The following is a 15,453-nucleotide window of genomic DNA, read 5'->3' as shown; positions in this document are numbered from 1 at the left end:
GTGTCTCCACCAACGACTTTACTCTTAACAAACAGAAAAATACGACAAAAATGGAATACAATCCACGCCTTATCGAACCCAAATGGCAACTAGCTTGGGACGAAAAAGAGGTTTATAAAGTTGAAAATGATACAACCAAACCGAAATATTATGTTTTAGATATGTTTCCTTATCCTTCGGGTTCTGGGCTTCATGTTGGGCATCCACTCGGTTATATTGCTTCGGATATTTTGAGTAGATTTAAGCGTTTGAAGGGTTTTAATGTACTTCATCCGATGGGTTTTGATTCTTTTGGTCTTCCTGCCGAGCAGTATGCCATCGAAACAGGACAACATCCAGCCATCACAACAGCTCAAAATATTCAAACTTTCAAATCACAGTTTAATAAAATAGGTTTTTCGTTTGATTGGGACAGAGAAGTTCGAACTTCAAACCCAGATTATTACCGTTGGACACAATGGATTTTCAAACAGCTTTTCGAATCATTTTATAATAACGATACAGAAAGAGCAGAAGAAATTCAAAAGCTGATTACCACTTTCGAAAAAGAAGGAAATCAGAAAGTAAATGCAGCTTGTGATGATGATACACCTTCTTTTTCAGCTCAAGAATGGAATGGTTTTACAGAAAAAGAAAAATCAGATATTTTATTAAAATATCGTTTGGCGTATAAATCTGAAGCTATTGTAAACTGGTGTGCTGAATTAGGTTCTGTTTTGGCTCACGACGAAATCAAAGACGGACTTTCAGAACGTGGTGGTTATCCTGTCGAAAGAAAAAAAATGCCTCAATGGATGATGCGTACAACTGCGTACTCAGACCGTCTTTTGAGTGGTTTGGAAGAGGTGGAGTGGTCGGATGCACTGAAAGAAATGCAAAAAAACTGGATTGGAAAATCCTATGGAGCAGAACTTTCTTTCCAAATTGAAGAAAATACAGAAAACCGAAAGAGTGAAGAATTAAAAGAACTCATTGCCTTCACTACTCGCCCAGATACAATTTACGGAGTTACGTATATTGCCCTTGCGCCAGAACTTGAAATCATTGATGAGCTTACTACAAAAGAGCAGAGAGCAGCCGTAGAAAATTATGTGAAAATAGCCAAAAACCGTTCGGAACGTGAACGCCAAACAGAAGTAAAAACTGTTTCTGGTGTCTTTACAGGAAGTTATGTAATCAATCCAATTTCAGGAAAAAGAACACCTATTTGGGTGGCTGATTATGTTCTTTCGGGTTATGGAACTGGTGTTGTGATGGGTGTCCCTTCGTCTGATGAACGTGATTTTCGTTTTGCTACTCATTTTGGATTGAATATTATTCAAGTAATCAAAGAAACCAAAATTGATGAAAACGGAAACGTTTTGGAAGCCTACACAGAAAAAACAGGAGAAATAATAAACTCTGATTTTCTTGATGGAATGTCTGTAAAAGATGCCATTCAAGCAGCTATCCAAAAATTAGAAGAGAAAAAAGCTGGAACAGGAAAAGTAAACTTTAGGTTGCGTGATGCAGCTTTTGGTCGTCAAAGATATTGGGGAGAACCAATTCCAATTTATTACAAAGATGGAATTCCTCATTCTTTACCTGATTCTGAATTGCCTTTGATGCTTCCAGAAGTGGATAGTTACAAGCCAACGGCAGAAGGCGAACCACCTCTAGGACGTGCAGAAGCATTTACTTATCAAGGAAAATATCCTTACGAACTTACCACCATGCCAGGATGGGCAGGGTCTTCTTGGTATTTCTTGCGTTATGCTGACCCTCAAAATATGCGTGTTTTTGCCTCAAAAGAAGCTGTTGATTATTGGAATCAAGTAGATGTCTATATTGGAGGTGCAGAACATGCAGTCGGTCATTTGCTGTATTCTCGTTTTTGGACAAAATTTTTACACGATAAAGGATTTTTAAAATTCGATGAGCCGTTTAAGAAATTGGTTAATCAAGGAATGATTCAAGGAAAATCTAGTTTGATTTATCGTATTAGTGGTTTCCAAGTTTATTTGAGTGAAGGAATTTATGAGCAAGTAGAAAAATTAACTTCTGATGCTGAAAAAATAGAAGGTATCAATCAAGTTGCAGGACACGAAGCCATTCCAGCAAATACAACAATAAATATTAGTCCTCTACACGTTCCTGTAAGTATGGTAAAAGATGATATTTTGGATATAAAGAAGTATCAAAAATTCAGACCAGAAACAGAAAACGCAGAATTTATAAAGGAAGAAAACGGTAATTTTGTTTGTGGTTCGCAAGTAGAAAAAATGTCTAAAAGACTACATAATGTTGTCAATCCTGATGATGTGGTTTCAGAATATAGTGCTGATGCGCTTCGTTTGTACGAAATGTTTTTAGGGCCTTTGGAATATTCGAAGCCTTGGGATACAAGTGGAATTGATGGTGTTCAGAAATTTCTGCGTAAAGTTTGGCGTTTGTTCTACAATAACGATGGCGATTTGATTTTGAATGATGATAAACCAACAAAAGAAGAATTTAAAACACTTCACAAAACCATCAAAAAAATAGAAGAAGACATCGAACGTTTGTCTTTGAATACTTCTGTAAGTGCCTTTATGATTTGTGTAAACGAACTTACAGCGATGAAATGCTACAAAAGAGAGGTTTTAGAGCCATTTTTGGTTATTCTGTCTTCTTTTGCGCCCCATATTACAGAAGAACTTTGGCACATTGCTTTAGGAAAAACTACTTCTATTATAAAAGCAGAGTTCCCAATTTATGATGAGAGTTATTTGAAAGAAAATGAATTTGAATATCCAATTTCGATAAATGGAAAAGTTCGTACTAAAATGTCTTTTGCTTTAGAAACTCCAAAAGAAGACATCGAAAAGCAAGTTTTGGAAGCCGAGATAGTTCAAAAATGGCTAGAAGGAAAATCTCCGAAGCGTTTTATTTTAGTTCCTAAGAAAATTGTCAATATTGTGATTTAGTGGAATTATACTTTAGTAGGTCAGAGGCATGCCTTTGACCTACATTATTATGTCTTACCTATGAAAACCAAGCTCATCAAATTTCACTTTCTTATTCTACTCATTTTGGTAGTTAATTTTATCATTACGATAGGTTTTGATTTGGGTTTGAATAGTTATGTCAGAATCGGTTTGAAAATTCTTTTTTATGGAAGTGCAGTAATAGGTTTTATTGTATTTCTCAAGCCTTTTCAATTTATAACAGCTTATTTTTCTTTGTATGTAGTTTCTCCTATATTATTTTTTCTAGGGATTATGAAAGGTTTTTTGGGGCTAATTTTTATGCTATTCTTTCTTAATTCTACGCCTCTGTACAAAGATGAAAATTATGAAATACATCCTTACTATGCCATTATGGGAGCGTGTTGTCAATACGAGGTCTATGAAGTTTACTCTCCCTTTTTATACTCTAAAGGACAGTTTAATTATGCAGAACCTATAAACTCAAAAGAAGAAGAAAGTGGTGATACTGATACTTTAGATGAAAAAAATATCAGCCATATTCAAGTAGAGTATAATACTCTATTAATTAAACTGAAAGATAGCACAGAAAAAACTTATAGACTCTATTAGATTATGAAAACCAAACTCGTCAAATTTCACTTCATTATCCTTCTTATTTTAGTAGTAAATATTTTTGTTACTAATATTTTTAACTTTGGATTAAATAGTTATGCAAAAATGTTGTTAGCCTTTCTTTTAGTTGGAAGTGGTTTTTCACTATTTGCTTTAAATTTCAAGCGATTGTTCAAACCATTTACATTTTTAAAAGTGTATTCTACATTTTATATTACTATTCCTTTGCTAATTCTATTTTTCTGGAACAGTAATGAATATTGGAACAACTCAATTTCATATCGTTTTGAGAGAACACTATCAACAGGCAAACTTGTATATGAACAATCTAATTACAAGATTTATGAATATATGAAACCAAGTATTTTTAATACTCCAAATGGAGGATGTTCTAACTCATTTTCGACAGAATATTTTTTAGACAAAAATTATTTCATTTTTAAGACTAGACTGGGTTACTTCCATTCTGTTTATAAAGACAGAGAAAACACCAATTTCGAAATACCAATGTCTTTGATAGAAGAAGATATGAAAAATATCAATGTAGCAAATGATAGTATTTTTATAAACTTCTATGAAAGTGATAATATGGTTTTTGAAATTGAAGAATAATTTATCTTATACAAAATGACCTTGCTAGAAAAATTAGACCAACTAGACAAACAGCTTTTATTATTTTTGAATGGATTGCATCATCCTTTTATGGATGATTTGATGTGGTACATTTCTCTGAAATATACATGGATTCCTATTTACTTAGGTTTGATTTTTTTGCTTTACAAACTTTTTGGAGTAAAGCATTTTTGGAAAATCGTTGTCGGAATTCTTGTTTCAGTAGCTTTAGCCGACCAATTTGCATCTGGCTTTTGTAAACCTTTTTTTGAGCGTTTTCGTCCTTCTCATAGTCCAGAAATAGAAAATTTAGTTTATATTTTGAGAGATTATAGAGGTGGTAAATATGGTTTTATTTCTTCGCATGCTTCTACTACCTTTAGTATTTCTTTCTTTATTTTTTTGGCTCTAAAAAGATTTAATGAAAAATATAATTGGATAAAAATCTTGCGTTATGGTTCTCTTTTTTGGGCTGCATTGGTTTCTTATTCTCGTGTCTATTTGGGTGTACATTATGTAGGCGATATTTTGGCAGGGGCAACAGCAGGAATTTTGATTGCGTGGTTTATTTTTTGGATTTATACGCTTTTAGAAAAACGATTTTCTGTATCTTTGGAGAAAACTTCGGATAGCTTTTTGGAATAACTTTTAATAATAATCTATCCTCAACGACGGCTTTAGCCTCGTTGACGGTTAAAAAAACATAAATCAATGAAAAACCATTTTTTAATATTCACTTTATTATCTTCATTACTTCTTTGTAGCAGTTTATTTTTTTCATGTAAACCTACTAAAACAGAAAGTTTTTTTGAATTAAAATATGCCAAAACAGCCTGCAAAGGGCGTTGTCCTGTTTTTGATTTGACAATCAAACAAGACCAAATGGTCGTTTTTAATGGAAGGCAGTACACTACGATTGTCGGAATTGTACAAATAAAATTATCTGATGAAAAGTATAAAACACTTCAAAATCTAATTACAGAAAGTAATTTTTTAGAAACTGATGCGATTGGTTATGACCGAGCTTTTGATTATCCAATGACGACATTAGAAATTGCTAAAGGAGAAAAGAGCAAAAAACAGGTTATGTATGTCGACAAACCTAAAAATTTAGAACCTATTTTGCAGTTTTTGGATATGTTAGTTATTGAAATACAAGCTGATAGCAAAACAAATTAACTTATTTCATAACAAAAGTGAAAATTGTACTGTTTTTGAGGAATAACAATGTTCTATAATTTCTTATGAAGTTGTAGAACATTATTTTTTATTTATCTTATTTATTTTTAATATGAAACAATTCAACTTTCTAATCCTTGCATTTTTATTTTCCTTGTCATTTTCTGCTTCTGCACAAGACTCCACCAATGTAACAGTTGATGGAATTGCTACTGTCAAAGTTCCTGATACAGTCAAAATTTGGAAAAAAGGAGGCTCATTTTCTGGAACTTTTGCCAATGTCGGTTTGAGCAACTGGGCTGGTGGTGGACAAAGTTCAATTGCTTTGGGTGCAATTTTGAACTTAAATGCTACACGAAAAACTGAAAAATCTACTTGGGAAAATATCTTAACTGTTCAATACGGAATGGCACGAGTAGGAAAAAGTGATTTTAATTTATTCAAAAAAACAGATGATAATTTTCAATTTGATTCTAAATACAGCTATAATTTAGCTAAACATTGGAGTAGTGGAACTTCGATGAGTTTTCGTACCCAAATGGCAAAAGGTTTTTTCTTTGAAAGAGATTCGTTAGGAGAAGAAAAACAGGGGCAACTTATTTCAAATTTTCTTTCTCCTGGATATTTGATTTTTGCAACAGGTATTCGTTACGAAACCAAGATTTTTAATATGCGTTACTCACCTTTGGCTGCCAAATTTACCTTTGTGATGAATGATTCATTGGCTAATATTGGCGCATTTGGAGTGGAAAAAGGAGAAAATATCCGTTCTGAATTTGGTTCTAACTTTGATGCTGGTCTTACTTATGATATTATGGAAAATGTAAAATTAGGCTCTACACTAAATCTTTTTGCAAACTATGAAAACCTCACTCAAATAGACGTAAACTGGGAAAATCTAATTGTTTTTAAAGTAAATAAATATCTTACGACAAGTTTTTCTACTCAACTTATTTATGACCACGATATTTTGATTCCACAAGAAGATGACGGAGTAGCAAAACGAGCTATTCAGTTCAAACATGTCTTGAATATTAATGTGGGTTATACTTTTTAAGGAATAATTACGAATGTAATACGTTGATTATCAGCAGTTTGTTGTTTTTGAATTTCAATTCCTAAGTAAAAAATAAATTTTATTTGTAAGGACAAAGTACGCTTTGTCCTATTTTTATTTTAGAATCTTAGATTCTATCGAAATCAAGGTTTCTAAATTCGTCTTTACAACTAAGTCATTATATTTTTCTATCAAAAAATTCTCTTCAAACCTATTTCCCTCAAAACGTATGGTAGAAAGACCTTGATAAGGCAATCTATGTATATTAAGTGTTTTTATGTCAATAAGGACACTATTAGTTTCGATAGGCAAATAATAATATCTGTTTTTAGGGTCTTGCAGAACCCAATTATCTAATTCAAAATTAAATACATTCCAATTTTTATTAAAAATCCAGTCATTTGTATTTTTATTCTGATAAAATACCTCTACTCTCCACAACATTCTACCATTATTTGGTTCTTCTATTCCTAGCAATTTTATTTCTAATTTTTTATCTAAAGAAACTTTAGGGAAATAATTTGGTTCTAAAGGCATAACTCTTTAATTGATATTTTTATATTCTAAAAATTGACTATCTTTTTTCTTAACTTTAGATTATCTTTCGACTAAAATTCCATATTTTTTCTATAAAAAAGAAATTCCTCATTCTAAATATAATAGCTGTTGTTGGTATCCTTACTAATAACAACATAATCAAATAAATATGAAAATAATTAAAAAAATATCCATTGCCATAATTATCCTTTTGGTTTTACTGGTGGGCGCAGTTTTTCTTGTTCCAGTTCTTTTTAAAGACCAATTAAAGGCAAAAGTAGAAAAAGTAGCCAGCGAACAAGTCTTGGCAGATGTAAAATTTGGAGATTTTGATATTTCTATTTTGCGTCATTTTCCAAAACTGACTGTTCAATTAGAAGATATTAGCGTTATTAATCGTGCGCCTTTTGAAGGGGATACACTTTTGGCTGCTGATAATTTTGAGCTTGCACTCAATTTTATGTCTGTTTTTGGAGATAAAGTTGAGATTCATAGTATTTATGCCGACAAACCTCTTGTAAATGTCCATGTTTTGAAAGATGGAAGAGCAAGTTATGATATTTATCAAGGTACAACTGACACAACAGAAGTTGTAGCAGAAGATACAGCAGCTTTCGAAATTGGACTTGAAAAGTGGAATATTACTGATGGAAAAATTCGCTATCAAGACGACACCCTCAAAATGATTGCTATTATTGATGGCTTGAATCACGAAGGAAGTGGAAATATTAAAGCTGATAAATATGATTTGAGTACAAATACAACTATCAAAGATTTATATGTCAATTTTGAAAAAGTAGCTTATATTGCTCATCGTCCTGTTTCTGCTGATGCAACTTTGGAAATGGATATGAAAAATATGAAATTTACTTTTAAAGAAAATGAATTTAAACTCAATGATTTGCCTTTGCAACTGGATGGATGGCTCAGTATGCCAGAGAATACAAGTTCGATTATGATGGATTTGAATTTTTCTACTCCTGAAACGAATTTTAAAAGTCTTTTATCATTGATTCCTCCCGTATTTTTGAAAGATTATGAAGGATTGGAAGCAAAAGGAGAGTTTGTCTTTAAAGGAATGACAAAAGGAGAATTTAATTCAGAAAAAGAATTATATCCACAATTTGATATTTCACTTTTGATAAAAGATGGTTATTTCAAATATCCAGAACTTCCAACAGCAGTTGAAAATGTAAATGTAGATATGCAGGTTGTCAATACTACAGCAAATCTCAATAATACAGTTATTGATATAAAAACATTTGGAATGAACCTTGGCAAAAATCCAATTAATGGAAAAGTTAGAGTTCAAGGGTTAGAGAAATATGATATTGATGCAAATATCAATGCAACTGTAAATCTTGCCGAACTTGGAGAAGTCTATCCAATGGACAGTCTAGAACTAAAAGGGATTTATAATCTAAAACTTTTGGCAAAAGGAGTTTATGATGAAACTCAAAATCGTATTCCTACCATTGATGCAGATATGACATTGAAAAATGGCTATGTAAAATCGCTTGCTTATCCAATTCCTATTGAAAACTTGGAAGTAGAAGCACATGCCAAAAACACAACTGGAACTATGGAGAATACTCGTGTCGATTTGGAAAAAATCACGATGCAAGTAGAAGGGAAGCCTTTTTCTGTAAGTGGACATACAGAAGGCATTGAAAACCTAGTTTATGATTTGATAATAAAAGGAGAGTTAGATTTGGCTACCATTACCAAAATTGTTCCTTTAGAAGATATGACTGTAACAGGTTTGATAAAAGCAGACATCGAAACAAAAGGCTCAACGGCTGCTTTAGATGCCGAAAAATACGACCAACTTCCTACAAGTGGAGAGTTATCTATTAAGGATTTAGTTTTTACAAGTGTAGATTTGCCACAAGGAATGAAAATCACAAATGCCAAGGTCAGTTTTACGCCTCAACAAATGATTTTGGATTCTTTTCAAGGGTTTTTAGGAAAAAGTGATATTGCACTTACAGGTGGACTTTCAAATTATATTGCTTATGCGCTTGCTATGGCTGGTTTTCAAGATGGAACACCTATTATTCGTGGAAATATGAACCTTACTTCGAATCAATTTAATGTAGATGAATGGATGACTGAAACTGATGACCCAACGACAGTTGAAGATGAAACAGGCGTAGTAGAAGTACCAAAAGATATTGATTTTACTTTTAATGCAACTATTCAAAAAGTACTTTATGATAATATGGAACTTAATAATATGCGTGGTTTGGTGCGTGTAAAAGATGGAGAAGTCAGAATGGATAATCTTACTTTTGATGCTGTTGGTGGAAAATTTCGCACAAGTGGTTTGTATAGTAGTAAAGATGTATCTCGTCCTATTTTCTCGTTTGATTTGGATATTATTGAGGCAAATTTGGGAGAAGCGTTCAAAACATTTTCTACTGCAAAAGCCTTTGCTCCTCTTGCTGAACATTTAGATGGAACATTTTCTCTTAATAATTTTAATATTACAGGATTATTAAAATCAGATATGATGCCTGATATGGCAACACTTTCAGGTGGTGGAATGATGAAAATTATTGATGCAGTGATGAAAGAAAACCCGTCTATCAATAAATTATCTGCCGTAGCCAATATGCCAAAACTCAAAAATACTCGTTTTAAAGATGTAATCATGCAAACCAAAATTGAAGATGGAAAAATGAAGATTCAACCTTTTGATTTGAATTTTGCAGGGTATAAATCGAAAGTTGGAGGAACAACAGCATTTGATGGAGGAATTGATTTTCATTTGGAAGTTGATGTTCCGAAAGAAGAAGCTATTTCTTTAGTGAGTAGTTTTGTAAAAATAAAACCAGAAGATATTGAAAATGATAATATTCCATTACTTTTTAATATTGGAGGAACGTATAATAGCCCAAATGTAGCAATGGATAATTCGGCTATCAAAGCACAAATAAAATCTAAAGCAACTCAAGCACTTAAAGACGAGGCTACCAAAACAGGAAAAGAAGTATTGAAAGACTTTTTTGGAAGTGGCGATAAAAATGATTCTACCAAAACTACAAAAGCAGACTCTACCAAGACAACAAATCCAGTAGAAAAAGCAGCAGAAAACCTCAAAAACAAACTAAAAGGTTTGGGTGGTTTTGGGAAAAAGAAGTAAGTTTGAAATTATAACTGATTAAATTATAAACGTAAAAAACCATTATTGATACAAATAATGGTTTTTTGCTTTTTATAAGGTTTTGGGTTACTGTGTATTTAAACTAGTAACTACCAAGCTACCAATTCAAATTATAATTAATCCTAAAAAGAAATTCTCTTGAAATATTTGATAAAGGTGCATGTGCTCCATCGTAAGGCTGCATAAAAGGAGGAGATTGATTAAATAAATCTTTAACTCCTATAGAAACATTGATTCCATTTCGTAAAAAATCTTTATACATCAACGAAATATTGAAAAGTGTATTTGTATCAAATTTTTTCAAGATAAGTTCTCCGTTTTGAGTTTCTTGATTATAAGCATATCTACTACTGAGCCAAACTACTGACGTATTTAGTTTTAGATTTTTATAAATGGTACGATTTGCCCAAAGAGTTAATTTTTGTGGAGCAAGTCCTAAAAGCTGATTTCTACCTTCACTTACTGCTGAAGTATTGACAATCGTTTTTCCTGCTGCTGTATAATAGGAGTAAGTTACTTCTACAAAACCCTTTTTTCCTTTATAACGCAGTTCTAATTCTGCACCTCGTGTTCCTGTTTCATTTTCATTGGTATAACCTTCTATCGTATTACTTTCTACAAAATAAACAATTGGGTCTTTTGTAGTAATATCATAAAAATTGATAGTAGATGAAAAGTTAGGTGAAAAAATATACCCAATCTCAGATTCTATAACCGTAGTGCGTTCAGGTTTTATACTTTGATTAATACTCAAATTGATATTTTGGATACTTGGCGCACGAAAAGCATTGCTATATAAGAGTTTTAAATGTAATTTTTCCCAAGACTTAGTAAGTCCAAAACGAGGAACAAAAGTAGAAGGGTAAAAGCTATGGTTGTCATATCTGGCTCCTGCTGTAATATTTACTATTTTTGTTTTCCATAAAATCTGACTAAAAAGAGCAATATTATTAAACTCAATATAATTTTTATCATTAAAAAAAGTAACATCATCATACCCTATATCATACAAAAATTCACTTCCTAAAGTAAAAGTTAGGTTTGAGTTAGGGCGATAATTTCCTATGAGATTAGAGCGAAGACGTTGAGCAGACTCTCTTGAAAATACACTTGTAAAAAGAGTATCACTACTTAAAAAAGCCCAAGGGCGAGAAAAAGTATAAGAAATACGAGGTGTAATAGTGAGTTTTTTGTTTACTTTAATAGTGTATTTTGCATCTATAATTCCTGTTTGAAATACACGTTGAAATTTATGAGGAGCGATATAAGCAAATCCTATTTTAGTATCATTTCTATAATCATCCCAAATGACTCTTACTTCTAATTGTTTATATTTAATTCCTACTTGAGCTGTAAATGTTTCCATGAGTGAATTTTGGCTCATATCTACTTTACTACCCAGCCCATCTGTAAAAATTTGATTGCTTCGAAGTGTACTTCCTTTAAAAACATTTCCCCATACTTTCCAATCAATAGAAGAGCGTCCTAAAGAAGCTGTAAAATTCTGACGAAGTGGACTATTTTTATCATTGTTATTTTTTACTTTTCCTAATGTATTACTTACCTGCAAACCATTCAAATTTTCATTTCCTCGGGTTACAATATTGATAACTCCGTATTCTGCGAAACCTCCATAAATGGCTGAACCAGCACCACGAATAATTTCAATACGCTCAATCAAAGAAGGAGGAAAATGATTTCCTAATTGCGTAGTTCCATACATAAGTTCATTCATTTCTAAACCATCTACCATCAAAAGAATTTTTCCCTCATGCGCCCAGTTTCCACGTAAACCTATTCCTACTACTCCATTCACATCTACTCCAAAATCAAAACCTTGAATATGACGCAAAATATCCAATAAGTCTCTAGCATTCATTGCCTCAATATCAGCACGAGTAATGACACTTACCACACTAGGTGCATCACGCAAACGTAGTGTTGTCTGAGTAGCAAGTGTAATCAAATTATCTGTGGAATCTTCTTCTAACTCTTCCAAAGCAAACTTATAACGCTCGTAATTAAGCGAGTCTGATGTTTGTTGAGCAAAAACTGAATTTTGAACAATACAAAATAAGAGTATAAAGAAAAGTTTATTTGTAAGTTTGATATTCATAGACGTCTTCTATAAGATGTGATATTTCCTTAATTTAACTCTTTTTTTAACTTAAACAATAAAAAAGGAATTTGATTTACTAAATTCCTTTTTTAATTGAAAGTCAATATAACTGAAATTAATTGATGACTTTCTAGTTTCTCTCAAAACTAACTCTCATTCCTTTTTCACTCTCATCAAACTCTCCATTTTGATATGCCAAATGACCTGAAACAATCGTGTGTGTAATCTGAGAATCAAATGTATTTCCCTCAAAAGGCGACCATTTACATTTATACTCTAAATCTTCTTTTTTTACAACGGTTGGTTTTTCCAAGTCAAAAAGAACTAAATCAGCAAAATAACCTTCTCTGACAAAACCTCTTTCTTTTATCTGAAAGCAAATTGCAGGTGCATGAGCCATTTTTTCAGCTATTTTTTCTAAAGAAATTTTGTTTTGCTTGTACGCTTCTAAAAGCATCAAAAGAGAATGCTGAATCAAAGGAACACCAGAAGGAGCAGACCAATAATTATTTTGTTTTTCTTCCCATGTGTGAGGGGCATGGTCGGTGGCTATAATATCCAAACGGTCGTCTAAAAGTCCTTTCCAAAGTGCATCTTTATTTGAGGCTTCTTTTACAGCAGGATTACACTTTACTTGTGAGCCTAATTTTTCATAGTCGACAGCATCAAACCAAAGGTGATGAACACAAACCTCTGCCGTAATTCGTTTTTCTTTTAATGGAATTTTATTTGTAAATAAATCTAATTCTTTTGCCGTTGAAATATGCAAAATATGCAAACGAGTATTGTATTTTTTGGCGAGTTCTACTGCCAAACTAGATGATTTATAACAGGCTTCTACATTGCGTATTTCTGGGTGCAAACGCATCGGAACATCATCGCCATATTCTGCTTTTGCCAGTCTTTCATTTTCTTTTACGGTTGCCTCGTCTTCACAATGTGTAGCAATAAGCATATCGGTTTGGCTAAAAATAGTTTCCAAAACCTGTCTATCATCAACGAGCATATCGCCAGTAGAAGAACCCATAAATATTTTCAGACCACAAACATTATTTTTGTCTGTTTTCAAAACTTCCTCCAAATTTTCATTTGAAACGCCCATAAAAAAGGAATAATTAGCAAGCGAATCTTTTGCACCAATTTCATATTTATCAGCCAATAGTTTTTGTGTCAAGGCTTGAGGTTTTGTGTTGGGCATTTCCATAAAAGTAGTTGTTCCACCTTTTACGGCTGCTTTTGCTTCAGTATATATTTGCGCTTTATGTGTAAGACCTGGTTCTCTGAAATGCACTTGGTCATCGATTACGCCTGCCATTGCATATTGCCCTTTTGCATCAATAATTGTATCAGCTTTCAAACTTGATAAATCATTTTCAATTCGGCTAAACTTTCCGTTTTCTATAAAAATATCTTTTTCTTCGATTTTTCCTTCATTGATGAGCTTTGCATTTAGGATTAAAATGGATTTTTTCATGTGTTTGTTTTTTTATATGTTGTTTGTGAGGACACAAACAACGGCAAGATTATGATTATTAATTGCCTAAAATTAAAGAATAAAAAATATTCTTACAAAAATCTATAATCAAAGTTTGGTTTTGTCTAGCAGTAGAATTTCAGAAGTAGATTATTTACTATTTTACTCCAATTCCAAATAAACCTTTCTCTCTCTGTCCTTAATATAGGCTCTCAAGTCTTTGTAAGGAATATAAATTGGAAAAAATCGCTTTTGAGAACGACTGTATAATGTCAGTCTCAAATTATCAGGCAGAAAATTATAATGTTCTAAAACGGTAAGCGAATCATACGGTTCAAATTCCATTTGATGGCGTTCTGACTCTACTTCTACATGACGCTTTGCTCGTAAATGAATACGTGCCTCAAAACTATTTTGAGGATTTTTCTTATCTATTTCAGTATTGAATAAATGATTTAATCTAAAAACTTCATTCTTTTTAAGGTCATAATTGAAGGCTACATATTCGGTTCGTTTGCTTCCTTGACGAATAAAAAATAATCCACTAATTAGATTTTTATTAGCAAAAAGAATATTATAATTAATCTCTATATCACAATTTCGATTTTGAGAATCAGTTGTGTCTAATTTTGCCAAAAATTCTTTTTGCCATGCATTTACGTGTGATTTGATATAGGTCTCATTAAAATCCTTCAAAATATCTTCATTTTCTATTCCTGTGATTTGAGGATAATAAACACAAAGCGAACTTCCGTCAGAAGTTTTGAAACGCTTGATATGATTTTCTAATGAATAAGGAAGAATTTGTTCTTTATAAAGAAAGTCTAATTTTTGATTGGTTTTGGCTGATTCCCAAACGCCTTTAAAATTATAATCATAATCCACTGAACCCTTGAAATAGCCCGAAACAGTTTCGGCATCTAAAGCAGCACGCTCTTCAATTATCCATTCAAATTTTTTGTTTTTATCGCTTTTTGGGTTTTTATTATTTTTATAATCTGTTGCATTTTCTAAATAAATATCTCTCCAAAAGGTATCATAAAAATAAACGCCACGCTGAAATTGAGGCGAACTGACATCGGCTGTTACACAGACATACGCCCAAAGCGAATAATCTTTTCCTTCGATAGTTCCTTTCATACGCAACCATTCCCCACGTTCCCATTGTGTCGAAATAGCTGTATTTTGTTGTTCTTGTTTCTCAAAAGGACGTTTATCCCAAACAAAATAGGCATTTTTGTAAGGTAAAAAAACTGCTGAGGGTTCTTGCCAACTTCCTACGGCTGGATGAGAAGTTTGAGAATAAGTGAGGCGAGTAGTTGTGTTTCCTCCATTTTCTAAAAGAAAAAAAGTATAGGTATTCTCTTTTTTGACAAGTTTTTGAACAAGCCAAACACGTTGAGTCAGATTGGCTTGATAACGAATTTGCATGCGCTCGTTTGCCAAATCATATTCAAACTTAAAAGTTGGGTTCATTCCTTCATACGGTTCTATCAAAATTCTTCTTCCTTCTTTTTCGGTAAGAAGAAACCATTCTTTGGGAAGTTTTTCGACGGCTTTAGCAATTTCTTTTGGCTTTTCGAATTCATTAGAAGACGAACAAGAAGCCAAGAAAAATGAAGCACTAATAAAACTCAAAAGATAGAAATTTAATCTTTGAGAGTTTGAATGAAGATAAGAAAAAGAAAATAGGAGTTTGGATAAATACTTCAAGAGAAACAATTATTTGATAGGAAGACTTAATTTGTG

General features: G+C 32.4%; 11 protein-coding genes. 7 read left to right on the top strand and 4 right to left on the bottom strand.

What is annotated here, in order from left to right; genetic code table 11:
* Positions 1-50 precede the first annotated feature (50 nt).
* From ACE193_RS08585 to ACE193_RS08560, 6 genes are all read left to right on the top strand, one after another.
* Positions 51-2,945: a leucine--tRNA ligase gene (locus ACE193_RS08585; protein ID WP_375562587.1), complete on the top strand. Its 2,895-nt coding sequence runs from the start codon at positions 51-53 to the stop codon at positions 2,943-2,945.
* Positions 2,946-3,005: 60 nt separating this feature from the next.
* Positions 3,006-3,557: a hypothetical protein gene (locus ACE193_RS08580; RefSeq protein WP_375562586.1), complete on the top strand. Its 552-nt coding sequence runs from the start codon at positions 3,006-3,008 to the stop codon at positions 3,555-3,557.
* Positions 3,558-3,560: 3 nt separating this feature from the next.
* The gene (locus ACE193_RS08575) at positions 3,561-4,172 is read left to right on the top strand and encodes a hypothetical protein (RefSeq protein ID WP_375562585.1); all 612 of its coding nucleotides are present in this window, start codon (positions 3,561-3,563) and stop codon (positions 4,170-4,172) included.
* Between the two features lie 15 nt (positions 4,173-4,187).
* Positions 4,188-4,817 (top strand): phosphatase PAP2 family protein, encoded by a 630-nt coding sequence (locus ACE193_RS08570; RefSeq protein WP_375562584.1) that lies wholly within the window; start codon positions 4,188-4,190, stop codon positions 4,815-4,817.
* A 66-nt stretch (positions 4,818-4,883) separates the two neighbouring features.
* Positions 4,884-5,351, top strand: a complete 468-nt coding sequence (locus ACE193_RS08565) for a DUF6438 domain-containing protein (protein WP_375562583.1) — start codon at positions 4,884-4,886, stop codon at positions 5,349-5,351.
* Between the two features lie 112 nt (positions 5,352-5,463).
* Positions 5,464-6,408: a DUF3078 domain-containing protein gene (locus ACE193_RS08560; RefSeq protein ID WP_375562582.1), complete on the top strand. Its 945-nt coding sequence runs from the start codon at positions 5,464-5,466 to the stop codon at positions 6,406-6,408.
* 114 nt (positions 6,409-6,522) lie between these two features.
* On the opposite strand, the gene ACE193_RS08555 is transcribed toward ACE193_RS08560, so the two are convergent.
* Positions 6,523-6,945, bottom strand: a complete 423-nt coding sequence (locus tag ACE193_RS08555; protein WP_375562581.1) for a hypothetical protein — start codon at positions 6,943-6,945, stop codon at positions 6,523-6,525.
* Between the two features lie 169 nt (positions 6,946-7,114).
* On the opposite strand from ACE193_RS08555, the gene ACE193_RS08550 reads away from it, so the two are divergent.
* Positions 7,115-10,090 carry an AsmA-like C-terminal region-containing protein gene (locus ACE193_RS08550; RefSeq protein ID WP_375562580.1) on the top strand — a complete coding sequence of 992 codons (2,976 nt, stop codon included), beginning with the start codon at positions 7,115-7,117 and terminating at the stop codon, positions 10,088-10,090.
* Positions 10,091-10,208: 118 nt separating this feature from the next.
* On the opposite strand, the gene ACE193_RS08545 is transcribed toward ACE193_RS08550, so the two are convergent.
* From ACE193_RS08545 to ACE193_RS08535, 3 genes are all read right to left on the bottom strand, one after another.
* Positions 10,209-12,227, bottom strand: a complete 2,019-nt coding sequence (locus tag ACE193_RS08545; RefSeq protein ID WP_375562579.1) for a TonB-dependent receptor plug domain-containing protein — start codon at positions 12,225-12,227, stop codon at positions 10,209-10,211.
* A gap of 133 nt (positions 12,228-12,360) precedes the next feature.
* On the bottom strand, positions 12,361-13,704 hold the full coding sequence (locus tag ACE193_RS08540; protein WP_375562578.1) for a dihydroorotase: 1,344 nt from the start codon (positions 13,702-13,704) through the stop codon (positions 12,361-12,363).
* A 162-nt stretch (positions 13,705-13,866) separates the two neighbouring features.
* A complete protein-coding gene (locus ACE193_RS08535) occupies positions 13,867-15,342 on the bottom strand; it encodes a hypothetical protein (RefSeq protein ID WP_375562577.1) in 1,476 nt (491 codons plus the stop codon).
* Positions 15,343-15,453: the final 111 nt, after the last annotated feature.

The sequence above is a fragment of the Bernardetia aquimarina genome (assembly GCF_042180575.1).
Classification (GTDB): Bacteria; Bacteroidota; Bacteroidia; order Cytophagales; family Bernardetiaceae; genus Bernardetia.
This window is presented reverse-complemented; position numbering and strand designations above follow the sequence as displayed.

Coding starts and splice junctions, on each gene's coding strand:
- ACE193_RS08585 (WP_375562587.1), top strand. CDS start 51: ATGGAATACAATCCACGCCTTATCGAACCCAAATGGCAACTAGCTTGG.
- ACE193_RS08580 (WP_375562586.1), top strand. CDS start 3,006: ATGAAAACCAAGCTCATCAAATTTCACTTTCTTATTCTACTCATTTTG.
- ACE193_RS08575 (WP_375562585.1), top strand. CDS start 3,561: ATGAAAACCAAACTCGTCAAATTTCACTTCATTATCCTTCTTATTTTA.
- ACE193_RS08570 (WP_375562584.1), top strand. CDS start 4,188: ATGACCTTGCTAGAAAAATTAGACCAACTAGACAAACAGCTTTTATTA.
- ACE193_RS08565 (WP_375562583.1), top strand. CDS start 4,884: ATGAAAAACCATTTTTTAATATTCACTTTATTATCTTCATTACTTCTT.
- ACE193_RS08560 (WP_375562582.1), top strand. CDS start 5,464: ATGAAACAATTCAACTTTCTAATCCTTGCATTTTTATTTTCCTTGTCA.
- ACE193_RS08555 (WP_375562581.1), bottom strand. CDS start 6,945: ATGCCTTTAGAACCAAATTATTTCCCTAAAGTTTCTTTAGATAAAAAA.
- ACE193_RS08550 (WP_375562580.1), top strand. CDS start 7,115: ATGAAAATAATTAAAAAAATATCCATTGCCATAATTATCCTTTTGGTT.
- ACE193_RS08545 (WP_375562579.1), bottom strand. CDS start 12,227: ATGAATATCAAACTTACAAATAAACTTTTCTTTATACTCTTATTTTGT.
- ACE193_RS08540 (WP_375562578.1), bottom strand. CDS start 13,704: ATGAAAAAATCCATTTTAATCCTAAATGCAAAGCTCATCAATGAAGGA.